General features: G+C 51.4%; 15 protein-coding genes and 1 other annotated feature. Of the genes, 11 read left to right on the top strand and 4 right to left on the bottom strand.

The annotated features are described in order from the left end of the window. The first annotated feature begins 78 nt into the window (after positions 1-78). Positions 79-202, top strand: a sequence feature (Phe leader region). The 11 genes from pheM (at position 84) to selO (ending at position 10,485) form a co-directional block, all read left to right on the top strand. Next, complete coding sequence (pheM, locus tag RHD99_RS14345; RefSeq protein WP_001386830.1) at positions 84-128, top strand: pheST operon leader peptide PheM; 45 nt, start codon at positions 84-86, stop codon at positions 126-128. (Overlaps the previous feature by 45 nt.) Positions 203-265: 63 nt before the next feature. Next, entirely contained in the window at positions 266-1,249 is a 984-nt protein-coding gene (gene pheS, locus RHD99_RS14340) for a phenylalanine--tRNA ligase subunit alpha (protein ID WP_270139183.1), read from the top strand. A 14-nt stretch (positions 1,250-1,263) separates the two neighbouring features. After that, positions 1,264-3,651 (top strand): phenylalanine--tRNA ligase subunit beta, encoded by a 2,388-nt coding sequence (gene pheT, locus RHD99_RS14335; RefSeq protein WP_309874707.1) that lies wholly within the window; start codon positions 1,264-1,266, stop codon positions 3,649-3,651. Between the two features lie 4 nt (positions 3,652-3,655). Then, entirely contained in the window at positions 3,656-3,955 is a 300-nt protein-coding gene (gene ihfA / locus RHD99_RS14330) for an integration host factor subunit alpha (protein ID WP_001229265.1), read from the top strand. A gap of 118 nt (positions 3,956-4,073) precedes the next feature. Then, positions 4,074-5,054, top strand: coding sequence for a vitamin B12 ABC transporter permease BtuC (btuC, locus tag RHD99_RS14325; protein WP_309874701.1), 981 nt, complete (start codon positions 4,074-4,076; stop codon positions 5,052-5,054). Between the two features lie 70 nt (positions 5,055-5,124). Continuing rightward, on the top strand, positions 5,125-5,676 hold the full coding sequence (locus RHD99_RS14320) for a glutathione peroxidase (protein WP_183271744.1): 552 nt from the start codon (positions 5,125-5,127) through the stop codon (positions 5,674-5,676). Then, a complete protein-coding gene (gene btuD / locus RHD99_RS14315) occupies positions 5,676-6,422 on the top strand; it encodes a vitamin B12 ABC transporter ATP-binding protein BtuD (protein ID WP_309874698.1) in 747 nt (248 codons plus the stop codon). Before RHD99_RS14320 ends, btuD begins: the two co-directional genes overlap by 1 nt. 80 nt (positions 6,423-6,502) lie before the next feature. Next, complete coding sequence (locus RHD99_RS14310; RefSeq protein WP_183271742.1) at positions 6,503-6,964, top strand: NlpC/P60 family protein; 462 nt, start codon at positions 6,503-6,505, stop codon at positions 6,962-6,964. Between the two features lie 137 nt (positions 6,965-7,101). After that, complete coding sequence (locus tag RHD99_RS14305) at positions 7,102-8,076, top strand: LacI family DNA-binding transcriptional regulator (RefSeq protein WP_183271741.1); 975 nt, start codon at positions 7,102-7,104, stop codon at positions 8,074-8,076. 167 nt (positions 8,077-8,243) lie between these two features. After that, a complete protein-coding gene (locus tag RHD99_RS14300; RefSeq protein ID WP_309874692.1) occupies positions 8,244-8,975 on the top strand; it encodes an EAL domain-containing protein in 732 nt (243 codons plus the stop codon). Positions 8,976-9,039: 64 nt separating this feature from the next. Beyond that, positions 9,040-10,485 (top strand): protein adenylyltransferase SelO, encoded by a 1,446-nt coding sequence (gene selO, locus RHD99_RS14295; RefSeq protein WP_309874690.1) that lies wholly within the window; start codon positions 9,040-9,042, stop codon positions 10,483-10,485. A 69-nt stretch (positions 10,486-10,554) separates the two neighbouring features. Here the strand turns inward: selO and RHD99_RS14290 are convergent, their stop codons facing one another. Genes RHD99_RS14290 through RHD99_RS14275 form a run of 4 tightly spaced genes read right to left on the bottom strand, consistent with a single transcriptional unit; the run spans position 10,555 to position 14,186 of the window. Further along, positions 10,555-11,334, bottom strand: coding sequence for a heme ABC transporter ATP-binding protein (locus RHD99_RS14290; RefSeq protein WP_309874688.1), 780 nt, complete (start codon positions 11,332-11,334; stop codon positions 10,555-10,557). Continuing rightward, complete coding sequence (locus RHD99_RS14285; RefSeq protein WP_309879165.1) at positions 11,327-12,289, bottom strand: FecCD family ABC transporter permease; 963 nt, start codon at positions 12,287-12,289, stop codon at positions 11,327-11,329. Before RHD99_RS14285 ends, RHD99_RS14290 begins: the two co-directional genes overlap by 8 nt. Positions 12,290-12,324: 35 nt before the next feature. Continuing rightward, a complete protein-coding gene (locus tag RHD99_RS14280) occupies positions 12,325-13,158 on the bottom strand; it encodes a heme/hemin ABC transporter substrate-binding protein (protein ID WP_309874687.1) in 834 nt (277 codons plus the stop codon). Then, on the bottom strand, positions 13,155-14,186 hold the full coding sequence (locus tag RHD99_RS14275) for a hemin-degrading factor (RefSeq protein ID WP_309874684.1): 1,032 nt from the start codon (positions 14,184-14,186) through the stop codon (positions 13,155-13,157). Before RHD99_RS14275 ends, RHD99_RS14280 begins: the two co-directional genes overlap by 4 nt. Positions 14,187-14,189: the final 3 nt, after the last annotated feature.

Below are 14,189 nucleotides of genomic sequence, written 5' to 3'. Positions count from 1 at the left end.
TAACATAATCAATCTGTTAATGTTCATAGACCATCCCTATTATTAGGCGAGGTTTAAAACTGACAAGTAAGGTAACTGCAAGCATGAATGCTGCTATTTTCCGTTTCTTTTTTTACTTTAGCACCTGAACCTGGGGGCTTTGCGCGTAAGAAAAGAAACGAAAAATAGCGCCGAAAGCCTCCATTGTGGAGGCTTTTTTTTTGGCATCTCATTTTTTTATACGGATCAACTACCCCGGTAATTTTACCGGCACAAGAGGAATACCATGCCACATCTCGCAGAGCTGGTTGCCAACGCAACGGCCGCCATAAACGAGGCCCAGGATGTTGCCGCGTTAGACAACGTACGCGTCGAGTATTTAGGGAAAAAAGGGCATCTGACCCTGCAGATGACCACCCTGCGTGAATTACCACCAGAAGAGCGCCCAGCGGCTGGCGCGGTCATCAACGAAGCGAAAGAGAAAGTGCAGGAAGCATTAAATGCTCGCAAAAATGCATTGGAAAGTGCGGCTTTGAATGCTCGTCTGGCAGAAGAAACGATAGATGTCTCATTGCCAGGCCGTCGTATTGAAAACGGTGGTTTGCACCCGGTTACGCGTACCATTGACCGTATTGAAAGCTTCTTCGGTGAGCTGGGCTTCACCGTGGCGACTGGCCCTGAAATCGAAGACGACTACCATAACTTCGACGCGCTGAATATTCCTGGTCACCATCCAGCTCGCGCGGATCACGATACTTTCTGGTTCGATGCTACCCGTCTGCTGCGTACGCAGACTTCTGGTGTACAAATTCGCACCATGAAAGATAAGCAGCCGCCGATTCGTATTATCGCGCCAGGCCGTGTGTATCGTAACGACTACGATCAGACGCACACCCCAATGTTCCATCAAATGGAAGGTTTGATTGTTGATACCAATATCAGCTTCACCAACCTGAAAGGCACATTGCATGATTTCCTGCGCAACTTCTTTGAAGAAGATTTGCAGATTCGCTTCCGTCCGTCCTACTTCCCGTTTACTGAGCCTTCCGCTGAAGTTGATGTCATGGGTAAAAACGGCAAATGGCTGGAAGTGTTAGGTTGTGGCATGGTGCACCCAAATGTCTTGCGTAACGTGGGTATTGACCCAGAAGTTTACTCAGGCTTTGCGTTCGGTATGGGCATGGAGCGTCTTACCATGCTGCGCTACGGTGTGACCGATCTGCGCGCATTCTTCGAAAATGATTTACGTTTCCTCAAACAGTTCAAATAAGGGCGGGATATCCAATGAAATTCAGTGAACTCTGGTTACGCGAATGGGTAAACCCAGCCAACAGCAGTGAAGAGCTTTCCAGCCAAATCACTATGGCGGGTCTTGAAGTTGATGGTGTTGATGCGGTTGCAGGCGAATTTAATGGTGTGGTTGTGGGTGAAGTGGTTGAGTGCGGCCAACACCCCAATGCCGACAAACTGCGTGTAACAAAAGTGAATGTCGGCGGCGAACGCCTGTTAGACATCGTTTGTGGTGCGCCAAATTGCCGTCAGGGCCTGCGCGTAGCTGTTGCCACTGTCGGCGCTGTGCTGCCAGGTGATTTCAAAATCAAGGCTGCAAAACTGCGTGGCGAACCATCAGAAGGCATGCTGTGCTCCTTCTCTGAGCTGGGTATTTCCGACGATCACGACGGTATTATTGAGTTGCCACAGGATGCACCCATTGGCACCGACATCCGCGAATATCTGAAGCTTGATGACAATACTATTGAAATCAGCGTGACGCCAAACCGTGCTGACTGTTTAGGTATCATCGGTGTGGCTCGTGATGTTGCTGTCGTCAACAAGCTGCCATTACACGAGCCAGAAATGGCCTGCGTTGCTGCGACCATTACCGATACGCTGCCGATTCGTGTCGATGCGCCGGAAGCTTGCCCACGTTACCTGGGCCGTGTCGTTAAAGGCATCAACGTTAAAGCGCCAACTCCACTGTGGATGAAAGAGAAACTGCGTCGTTGCGGTATTCGTTCTATTGATGCGGTTGTTGACGTAACTAACTACGTGCTGCTGGAACTTGGCCAACCGATGCATGCGTTCGACTTGAACCGCATTGAGGGTGGCATCGTGGTGCGTATGGCAGAAGAGGGTGAAACCCTGACGCTGCTTGATGGCAATGAAGCGAAGTTGAACGCAGATACGCTGGTTATCGCTGACCAAACTAAAGCACTGGCAATGGGCGGTATCTTTGGTGGCGAGCATTCTGGTGTGAATGATGAAACCCAGAATGTACTGCTGGAATGCGCATTCTTCAGCCCTCTGTCTATCACTGGACGTGCGCGTCGTCATGGCTTACATACCGACGCTTCCCATCGTTATGAACGTGGTGTGGATTCTGCGCTGCAATTCAAAGCTATCGAACGTGCGACTCGCCTGCTGCTTGATATCTGTGGCGGCGAAGCTGGCCCGGTTATCGATGTGACCAGCGAAGCGCATTTACCAAAAGCTGCCACCATTACTCTGCGCCGTAGCAAGTTGGACCGCCTGATTGGCCATCACATTGAAGATGCACAGGTTGGCGACATCCTGCGTCGTTTGGGTTGTGAAGTGACTGAAGGTGACAACCAGTGGACGGCTGTCGCGCCAAGCTGGCGCTTCGATATGCAGATTGAAGAAGACCTGGTTGAAGAAGTGGCGCGCGTTTATGGCTACAACAGCATCCCTGACGAGCCTGTACAAGCGGGTCTTATCATGGGCAGCCATCGCGAGGCAGACCTTTCCCTTAAGCGTGTGAAAACCATGCTGGTTGATAAAGGCTATCAGGAAGTGATCACCTACAGCTTTGTTGATCCTAAGGTTCAACAGCTGTTGCACCCAGGTGAAGAAAATCTGATTCTGCCAAGCCCAATTTCCAGCGAAATGTCAGCCATGCGTCTGTCCTTGCTGACTGGCCTGCTCAATACGGTGGTTTACAACCAAAACCGCCAGCAGAGCCGTGTGCGCATCTTTGAATCAGGCTTACGCTTTGTTCCTGATACGCAGGCAGACCTGGGTATCCGTCAGGATCTTATGCTGGCTGGCGCTATCTGCGGTAATCGCTACGAAGAGCATTGGGATCTGGCGCGAAACACCGTCGACTTCTATGATTTGAAGGGCGATCTGGAAGCGGTTCTGGATCTTACAGGCAAGCTTTCTGACATTGAATTCAGAACAGCAAGCAACCCAGCGTTGCATCCAGGCCAAAGTGCAGCCATTTATTTACGTGGCGAATACATTGGTTTCATTGGCGTTGTGCACCCAGAGCTTGAGCGTAAGCTTTCTCTGAATGGCCGTACGCTGGTGTTCGAAGTGCTGTGGAACAAGCTTGCAGACCGCGCCGTGCCTGAGTCGAAAGAGATTTCTCGATTCCCGGCGAACCGTCGCGACATCGCTGTTGTGGTCGCCGAAAACGTCCCAGCAGCAGATATTTTGGTCGAATGTAAGAAAGTTGGCGCAAATCAGGTAGTTGGCGTAAACTTATTTGATGTGTACCGTGGCAAAGGTGTAGCCGAAGGTTATAAGAGCCTTGCCATAAGCCTTATCCTACAAGATACGGGCCGTACACTCGAAGAAGAGGAGATTGCCGCTACCGTTGCAAAATGTGTAGAGGCATTAAAAGAGCGATTCCAGGCATCATTGAGGGATTGAACGTATGGCGCTTACAAAAGCTGAAATGTCAGAATACCTGTTTGATAAGCTAGGGCTTAGCAAACGCGATGCTAAAGAGTTGGTAGAGCTGTTTTTCGAAGAGATCCGTCGCGCTCTGGAAAACGGCGAGCAGGTTAAACTATCAGGCTTTGGTAATTTTGACTTACGCGATAAAAACCAACGTCCCGGGCGTAACCCGAAGACCGGTGAAGATATTCCTATTACGGCACGCCGTGTAGTGACCTTCCGACCTGGTCAGAAGTTGAAAAGTAGGGTTGAAAACGCGTCGCCAAAAGACGAGTAACCTGAATAAACCAAAAAGGCCGCAATTTGCGGCCTTTTTCTTTTCTTCTTGTCCTGTACGGAAAATCCCCCGTAAAATCAAATTTATGAATTGTTACTAAACGGATTTCATCAACCAGATGCACACTTTTGTTGCGCGACAGTACCGCCTCGAACGTCGTTGGCTGCTGGCATTGTTTGCCACAATGTTGGGAATGGCTGTGCTGAGTTTGTGCGCCGGAGACCTGTGGTTTTCCCCACAACATTGGTTGCGTGAAGATGCGCAGCTGTTTATCTGGCAGATTCGAATGCCTCGCACATTAGCCGTTCTGTTGGTCGGAGCGGCACTCGCGATATCTGGCACAATTATGCAGGCACTTTTTGAAAACCCACTGGCTGAACCTGGACTGCTTGGCGTCTCTAATGGCGCCGGAGTTGCACTCGTGGCGGCAGTATTGCTTGGGCAGGGCATGTTGCCGGGTTGGGCATTAGGTATTTGCGCAATTTTTGGTGCACTGGTCATCACGTTTATCTTGCTGCGTTTTTCAAAGCGTCACCTTTCTAACAGCCGCCTGCTGCTTGCAGGGGTAGCGTTGGGGATTATCTGTAGCGCTTTAATGACCTGGGCTATCTACTTCAGTACCAGTCTCGATTTGCGCCAGTTAATGTACTGGATGATGGGCGGCTTTGGGGGAGTGGACTGGCGGCAATGGTGGTTGATGGTCACTCTGTTGCCCGTCATGCTGTGGTTATGCCGCAATTATGCGCCATTGAATTTAATGGCTCTCGGCGAAATGTCGGCGCGCCAGTTAGGTTTACCAGTCTGGCTTTGGCGTAATATTCTGGTGATTGCGACGGGCTGGCTTGTGGGGGTGAGTGTTGCGCTGGCGGGAGCCATCGGCTTTATCGGTCTTGTCATCCCACATATGTTGCGGCTCAAAGGATTGACCGATCACCGGATTTTGCTGCCCGCAAGTGCGTTGGCAGGTGCCACCGTGCTACTGGGCGCTGACATCATTGCGCGTTTGGCGCTGGCCTCAGCTGAACTACCGATAGGCGTTGTGACGGCAACTTTAGGCGCACCTGTATTTATCTGGCTATTATTAAAGGCTGGGAAATAATGAACCATTCCCGCCATACTTGATGCTGTATCTTCAAGTATTTAGGGTAAACGAATCAATCTGAGGGGTCGTGATGCAAAACATTCTAAACACTGAAGTAACCACCATTGACGGTGAAGCCACAACGCTCGAAAACTGGAAAGGAAAAGTGCTGCTGATGGTGAATGTTGCCTCTAAGTGCGGCCTGACAGTGCAATACGAACAATTAGAAAATCTGCAAAAAGAGCTCGAGCATGAAGGCTTCTCGGTGCTGGGTTTCCCGTGTAATCAGTTCCTCGGTCAGGAGCCTGGCAGCGAAGAAGAGATCAAAACCTTCTGTAGCACGACGTACGGCGTGACATTCCCACTGTTTAGCAAGTTGGACGTTAATGGCGAAAACCGTCACCCGCTGTACAAAAAACTGGTTGCCGCCGCCCCGACAGCCATAGCACCAGAAGGTAGTGGTTTTCTTGAGCGCATGAGCAGTAAAGGTCGCGCTCCCGCTCAAGCGGGCGATATCCTCTGGAACTTTGAAAAATTCCTTGTGGGTCGCGATGGCCAGGTGATTCAACGTTTTTCACCGGATATGACGCCTGATGATTCAACCATCGTTGAAGCGATTAAGTCGGCGTTGGTGAAGTAATGTCGTTGTTGCAGCTTAATGATGTTGCCGTGGCAGAGCGGCTTGGGCCAATTTCTGCCGCTGTCCATGCGGGCGAACTGGTGCATCTTGTTGGGCCAAATGGCGCGGGTAAAAGCACTCTGCTGACGCGTGCCGCCGGGCTTAGCTCAGGAGCCGGGCAAATTATGTTTGCCGGGAGTCATCTAAGTGACTGGCAGCCAACGCAACTGGCACATCACCGTGCCTTTCTCTCTCAGCAACAGATGCCACCATTTTCGATGCCCGTCTGGCATTATCTGCAACTGCATCAGTCGGTCAGCCCCGACGATTCCGTCATGCTAAAGCTTGTCGGCGACCTGGGGCTGGCGGATAAACTTACACGCAGTGTGAACCAACTTTCGGGTGGTGAATGGCAGCGCGTCCGGTTAGCCGCTGTCGTGCTACAGATTCATCCAGAAATCAATCCACAGGGGCGTTTGCTGTTATTGGACGAACCCATGAACAGCCTTGATGTCGCGCAGCAGACCGCGTTGGATAGAATCCTGATGGCACTGTGTGAGTCGGATATCGCAGTGGTCATGAGCAGCCACGATTTAAACCACAGTTTGCGACATGCGCATACCGTCTGGTTATTGCGTTCAGGTAAAATGATTGCGCAAGGAAATCGAGATGAAGTGCTGACACCGCAACATTTAGCGACAGCCTATAACATGCACTTCCGCAGATTGCAGATTGAAGGGCACAGTATGCTAATAGCCCCATTGTAGTTGATGGTAAAAACTTGCACCAAATCATGGGTAAGCGCTAAATTACTGGAAATTATAAACGGGTGAGGATTAGCCTGAAAATGCGTGTATGGATTCTTGTTGTGGCATGTCTGGTACTCGCAGGGTGTAGCCACCATGCGCCCCCACCAAACTCTCGGCTGTCAGACTCAATAACAGTTATTGCGAAGCTCAATGATCAACTCAGCGGCTGGCGCGGTACACCGTACCGCTATGGTGGAATGAGCCGTCGCGGTGTCGACTGCTCTGGCTTTGTTTCGATCACCTTCCGTGACCGCTTCGAGCTCCAACTGCCGCGTGAAACACGCCAGCAAGCGAAAATCGGTACTGAAATTGATAAAGACGATCTCCTGCCCGGCGATCTGGTTTTCTTTAAAACAGGCTCCGGGGAAAGTGGATTACACGTCGGTATTTACGATACAGATAATCAATTTATTCATGCTTCAACCAGTCGTGGTGTAATGCGCTCGTCGCTGGATAATGTCTACTGGCGTAAAAAGTTTTGGCAAGCCCGTCGTATCTAACGCGATTAATTCCCGATCTTAGGGCCAATCACTGGCCCTAAACGTGACACTCTTCAGTAATTCCATGGTTAACCCAAGCCCGATTCATAATTTCAGGTAATATTTGGCAGCATTACGCCCTCTCGAAAGGATAGTTTATGGTTACTCTGGAAGATGTTGCCGCAAGTGCAGGTGTGTCCCGGGCGACCGTTTCACGCGTGGTCAATGGTGACAACAAAGTCAAAGCACAGACGCGGATCAAAGTTGAAGCAGCAATACTTGAGCTGGGTTATACGCCGAACCCGGCGGCACGAGCCTTAGCCTCCAGCCAAAGCAATACGCTCGGGCTTGTCACCACCTCCTATCGCGGCGGCTTTTTTGGCGCACTTATGGACACCGTACAAAGCGAAACCGAGTTACAGGGTAAGCAGTTGTTGGTGACGCAGGGGCGCGACACCGCAGAGAAAGAACTCAACGCGATTAAACGCCTGTTCAGTTTGCGCTGCGATGGCCTGGTATTACATGTGCGTGCCATCTCTGATGCCACATTGCATCAACTGGCCGATCAGAATCACACGTTCATTGTTTTAGACCGTGATGTTCCGGGTCTTGAAGATAGATGCGTTATATTCGATCACCGTGCGGCAAGTGCGCTTGCGACTCAAGTGTTTATTGATGCCGGGCATACCTCAATTGCCTGCTTGCATGGGCCGAGCGGACGGACCTCCAGCCTGCTGCGCAAACAGGGATTTATGGATGCCATGTCTCAAGCAAATCTTAAACCTGCGGCGGTGTTGGGCGGGGAGTACGACATGCCCTCAGGCTACCAACTTGCTTCTCAACTTCTTGAAAACATTACGCCAACGGCACTCTATTGCTGTAACGAAGAACTGGCAATCGGTGCGATGCTTGCTATCACCGAGCACGGCCTGCGAATTCCCCAGGACATCTCGCTTATTTGCTATGACAGCGGTGAGCGAGCGCCATTTGTTCGCCCGGCGCTCACCAGTGTTCATTTCCCTATAACCGAAATGGCTCGTTATGCTATTCGGAAATTATTGGATAGCCATTGTGTGGAACAAACATTCTCTCCGGAGATAATCCACCGTGATTCCGTTCGTCAAATTCGCTAAAACTGGCGATATCGGGGTATCCAGGATAATATATTTATATTCAAAAAAGATTCTGATAAACATTCAGGGATGAACTTGCCTTTAATTACAACAAAATCAATCCAGTTAACGCTGGATGTTCATCGTGTCACGATGCCATCCACTCCATTTTCTAAACGGTTGGCAACATGAATCTCGAGCTTGATGCACAATATCGTTCAGACTTTTATTTTCAGCCTGTTTACTTACCTGACGGAGGAGTGTTAGGGGTTGAGTTAATAGTGAATTTTGTTGGAGTTGATGCACCGGTACGTATTCCAACGGAGTTAGTTGCGCAGGTTATTAAATCAGAACAACAATTAATATTATTCTCAGAGCAATTAGAATTGCTCAATAACTATCAAGAATTCTTTAAGACTCAACGTATCGTTGTTTGGGTGAATATAAGTGCGGTAATTGCCGATGCAATTTTGAACGATACTGACCTGGCGTCCCGTCTGGCGCAGCTTCCGTTCATTGAGTTCACCATCAATGAGAACTTCCCTGAGTTAAATCGCGGTATTGAAAATGCATGTTTAATGGCAATGACCAGGCATTATCCATTAGCGCTGGCAAATTTTGGTGCGGGTATTGCGACCAGTAAACCGATCTTCGACGGAATATTTAAACGTGTATTTCTGGATAAAACATTTATTCATAAACAAATAAAACAGCGCTCATTTGAGCCATTTATGTTAGCCATGCTCGCACAACTTTCTCCGTTTTGCCAAACGCTGGCAATTACCGGAATTGATGATGAAGCGGCACGCCAGAAAGTACTTTCATTCGCCGCTTTCGCCATGCAGGGAAATCTTTGGCCGGGAATTGCACCTGAAAAACTGGAAGAATGGTTTCACCCAGATTCACCGTTATTGAACTAATACCCCTGCCAACGTGCCGTGTTTAAATCTCCTCACAAGCACTACACTATCGGCAGGAGGCACCATGACCAATAAACCTGAATTTAACAATAGCTGGCACGACGAACTGCCCGGCTTTTATACGGCTTTAAAGCCCACGCCGCTGCATAATGCCCGGCTGTTTTATTATAACCGTCCTCTTGCCGATGAACTGGGGCTTGATGCCTCGTTGTTTGACGAATCTCATACCGGTATCTGGAGCGGTGAAACGCTGTTGCCGGGTATGCAGCCATTAGCACAGGTTTACAGCGGGCATCAGTTTGGTGTGTGGGCTGGTCAGCTTGGCGATGGGCGCGGCATTTTGCTCGGTGAACAACAGCTGGCAGATGGGCGTAAATTTGACTGGCACCTGAAAGGGGCGGGTTTAACGCCTTATTCGCGCATGGGTGATGGCCGCGCAGTGCTACGTTCCACAATACGCGAGTTTCTTGCCAGTGAAGCGATGCATGGTCTGAACATTCCGACCACCCGAGCGCTGAGCATTGTGACCAGCGACACGCCAGTGCAACGAGAAACCACCGAGCAAGGTGCGATGTTGATCCGGGTGGCGCAAAGTCATGTGCGCTTTGGGCACTTCGAACATTTCTACTATCGCCGTGAACCCCAGAAAGTACAGCAACTGGCGGATTATGTGATAGCCCATCACTGGCCGCATCTTGTCGATGAGTCTGACAAATATCAGCTTTGGTTCCGTGATGTCGTCGAGCGTACTGCGCAGATGATTGCGCACTGGCAAACGGTGGGGTTCGCGCATGGCGTGATGAATACCGATAATATGTCGATTCTTGGTTTAACGATGGATTACGGCCCGTACGGCTTCCTCGACGATTATCAGCCTGATTTTATCTGTAACCATTCCGATCATCAGGGGCGTTATGCCTTTGATAATCAGCCTGCTGTTGGGCTCTGGAACCTGCAGCGGCTGGCGCAAACACTGTCACCGTTTATTTCAGTTGAATGGCTCAATGAATTGCTCGATCACTATCAGTTTGCATTGATGAAATCCTTCGGGGAGTTGATGCGCGGTAAACTGGGGCTGTTGACGGAGCAAACGGCGGATAACGAAATCCTCACCGAGTTGTTCGGGCTGATGGCCAAAGAGGGCAGCGATTACACCCGTACATTCAGAATGTTAAGCCTGACTGAGCAAGCCTCAGCAAGCTCGCCACTGCGTGATGAATTCATTGACCGCGCCGGGTTTGATAGCTGGTTCACCCGTTATCGGGCTCGTTTGCAAACCGAGCAGATAAGCGATGAACAACGTCAGCAGGCGATGAAAGCGGCCAACCCGTCAGTGGTTTTGCGCAACTGGCTGGCTCAGCGTGCTATTGATGCCGCAGAACAGGGCGATGTGAGTGTTTTGGCGCAATTACATGAAACGCTTAAGCAGCCGTTTGCCGAACATGATGGGGACGTGACGCAACGTCCGCCAGATTGGGGGAGGCGTTTAGAGGTAAGCTGCTCAAGTTAACCCGTCATACTTCAAGTTGCATAAATGTAGCCAACACGCATGCAGCTTGAATAATAAAAGGTTAAGGTTTTATTGCTTCAACCAAACCTGTGGCACCGGGTGCTCCGGATGATGGAAAACCCGTAAGTCGGCCTGATACCAGTGTTGCAACGTCGATTCATCCATCACTTGTTGCGGCGACCCTTGCGCCACCAGTCGCCCTTCGTGCAACAACACGATACGGTCTGCCCAAAGCGCCGCCAGGTTCAAATCGTGCAACACGACACACACCGAAAGTGTTCCCATCAGCGATAAACGACGCAGTAAACGCAGAAGATGTTGCTGATGATACAAATCCAGCGCGGAAGTGGGTTCATCTAAAAACAGCCAACCGTGCGGTTGCCCGTCGAACCACAGCTGTGCCAGCGCGCGGGCGAGCTGTACTCGCTGTTGCTCACCCCCTGAAAGCTGGCAAAAATCGCGCCCGGCAAGTGAATCGCATCCTGTCAGCGCCATAACCTCCCGCACGACCGTTTTTGTCTCTTTTTCTGGCCACGGTGCGCGTCCCATGGCAATGACATCCTCGACGGCCCAGCTAAAAGCCATACCGCTGCGCTGGCGCATGACCGCGCGTTTTCGGGATAACGCATCGTTTGACCATGAGTTTAGCGGACGCCCGGAAAGGGTAATCTCACCACTGTCCGGCGGCTGAAAACCCGTGAGCACGCGTAGTAGTGTGGATTTTCCAGCACCGTTTGGGCCAATCAGCGCGACAACTTCACCCGTTGCAAGCGTCAGATTAATGTCATCCAGTAACGTCCGTGCACCAGGACGCAAAGTGACATTGCGCGTCTGTAAAAAATCAGCCATCAGTTTCCCTCTTTTGGCGGAATATCAGGGCTAAGAACCACGGGCCGCCGAGCAAACTGGTCAGCAAACCCACCGGCATTTCTGCGGGCGCAACCAACGTGCGAGCGAGCGTATCAGCAACCAGAAGCAACATAGCGCCAGCAAGAATTGAGCCCGGAATAAGCCAGCGATGATCGGCCCCGAGCCACATCCGCACCAGGTGCGGAACCACCAGGCCAACAAAGCCAATCACACCGCTCACGGCAACCGCGGCGGCCACTAACAGCGCACTTAAAATCAATAACTGACGCTGGGTTGTTTTAACGTCCACGCCCAGGTAATGCGCTTCTTCGTCGCCAAGCTGCAACAGGTTAAGGCGCCTGGACAGAAACGCGATAACCAGTGAAGCAGGGATAACAAACGAGGCGGTGGCGAGCAAGGTTGACCATTGCGCTTGACCAAGGCTACCCATGCCCCAAAGTGAAAGCTGGCGCAATTGAGCATCATTACTGATCCATGACAAGACGCCGACCGCCGCACCGCACAGGGCATTAATGGCAATGCCCACCAACAGCAGGCGAGAAAGACTATTGTTGCCCTGACGACTCAGGAAGAAAATCACCAGCGTGACGGCAAGACTGCCCAGAAACGCCGCCAACATCGGAACATACAAGGCCAGCACAACCGGAAGCGCCAGCGGTAGAACCACTGAAAATCCTACCGCCAGTGCAGCCCCGCTGCTGATGCCGAGCAAGCCCGGATCGGCAAGCGGATTGCGAAACAGCCCCTGCATCACGCAGCCTGAAAGTGCCAGTGCGCCGCCAACCAGCGTTGCAAGCAACACGCGAGGAAGGCGAATATTGAGCCAGATATGGCGCAGCGCTTCATCCTGCGCTTGCCACAGCACCGCGATGGAAAGACGCATGGCACCTAAATTGGCCGCAACCAAAGACAGAGCCAATAGCGCCAGCAACATGACGAACAGGGCGCGTTGAGGCAGGGGACGGTGTATCAAGGCAATTGCTCCGCTTTTTTACGTAATGCAAGGATGGCATCCGGAGTTTGTAAACCAAAACCCAGCAGCGCCATGTCGTCGACGATCAACAACTGGTGGCCTTTTCCGGCAGGTGTCTGAGCCAGACCTGGCAGTTTCCAGACATTATCTTCACCCCCTAACGTTTTCACGCCATCGGCGGTGATCAGCACCAACTGCGGTTGGCTGGCAATCACACCTTCCTGGGACATAGGCTGATAACGTTTGAATCCTTGCATCGCATTTTGCAAACCCGCAGCATGAATAGCAGCATCTGCTGCCGTTTCTTGCCCCGCGGCCATCGCGGTCATGCCACCATGGCTCATGATGAACAGGACTTTTACAGGTAACGGTTTTTCAGGAATCGACGCCAGCTTGTTATGCACTTGTTGGCGTAAAGCCTCGCCCTGCGTCGTTTTACCCATAGCCTGAGCAACCGCATCAATCTTCTCATCAATGCCTTCCAGCGAATTATTCGCCGGAATAGTCACCACTTTGACATGGCTACTGGCGACTTGCTCAAGTGCCAGCGACGGCTTGGCCTGAGCGCTCGCCAGCACAAGCGTTGGACGCATCGCCAGGATCCCTTCGGCATTAAGCTGGCGCATGTAACCCACATCCGGCAGTTTTGTCGCCGCCTCCGGATGCAGACTGGTGCTGTCACGAGCGACCAACTGGTCGCTCGAGCCTAATGCAAAGACGATTTCAGTGACGTCACCACCAATTGCCACCACTCGCTGATCTTTGGCGGCGGCAATCGCAGGCAAGGCAAATGCAGTTAAGGCAAAAAGGGCAAATAACCGGCGTTTCATGCAGCGATGCCTTTGCTTACCAGTGCTTCAAGCTGAGTGCGCCACTGTTGTTGCTCCGGTTCACCTTCGGTACGTTGGCCGTAAAGTTGCGCGATTTGCGTACCGTCAGCGGCAAACAACTCAAGGCTGGTCACGAAGCCATCACCACTTGGCTTGCGCGTCACCCAGCTTTCCGCAATGGTATCGGCCATTAAATGCAGCGTGAATTGCGGGTTGAAGATGTTAATCCAGTTATCCATCGGCACGACTTTTTCAACGACACCGGTGAAAATCTGTACGCAACCCTGGTTGCCAACAAACACCATGATTTCGTTTTTGTCTTGCTTTGCTAGCGCCAGCAGTTGCGCCAGCGCGTCGTTATCCACCTGGCAGGCGAGATCGTCAGCAACCAGACGGAAAGCTTGTTGACGTGTGAGCTGGTGGCGTTTGAGCAGCCCAAAGAACTGGTGCACATCACGGATAGCGCGCCACTCTTCTTCAACCTGACGGCCATCAACCGCAGGTGTCATCACGCTTTTTTCTGCAGCTTGCAGCTCAAGCGCGGGGTTATCGGCATAGATAAACTTCGCCAGCATATCGCCCCAGGCGGCGAAATCGGTGTTATCCGTGGTGTAAACCTTCAACAGCGCATCACCCTGATGGTCAAAGAATTGCACGCTCTGGCGTTCACCGCGGGCGGTTTCTTCACGGACGTGGAACGCGAAAGCCCATTGGTTCAGGAACAGACGCAAATCCAGTGCGCGTGGGTTCAGAACCAGGCCTGCGTGGCCGTGCAGTTGCTGGTTTTCAAAACGACCGATATGTTCATGTACCGCATATTCATTGCGGCAAATGGATTTGATCTCGCCCACGTTTTCAAGAGAGGCCAGAATGTCGCGGACCTCGCCTTTTAAGCGCCATGCATCATGTCCCACACGGGCATGAGTCAATTCAGCTTCGCTAATGTTCATCAGTTTTGCGATGTCGCGAGCATACTTTTTTGGGTGCTCTTGCTTGAACTGTAACCAGTTTTCATAACGCTGAGTCATTTC

It is taken from the genome of Buttiauxella selenatireducens (assembly GCF_031432975.1).
Classification (GTDB): domain Bacteria; phylum Pseudomonadota; class Gammaproteobacteria; order Enterobacterales; family Enterobacteriaceae; genus Buttiauxella; species Buttiauxella selenatireducens.
This window is presented reverse-complemented; position numbering and strand designations above follow the sequence as displayed.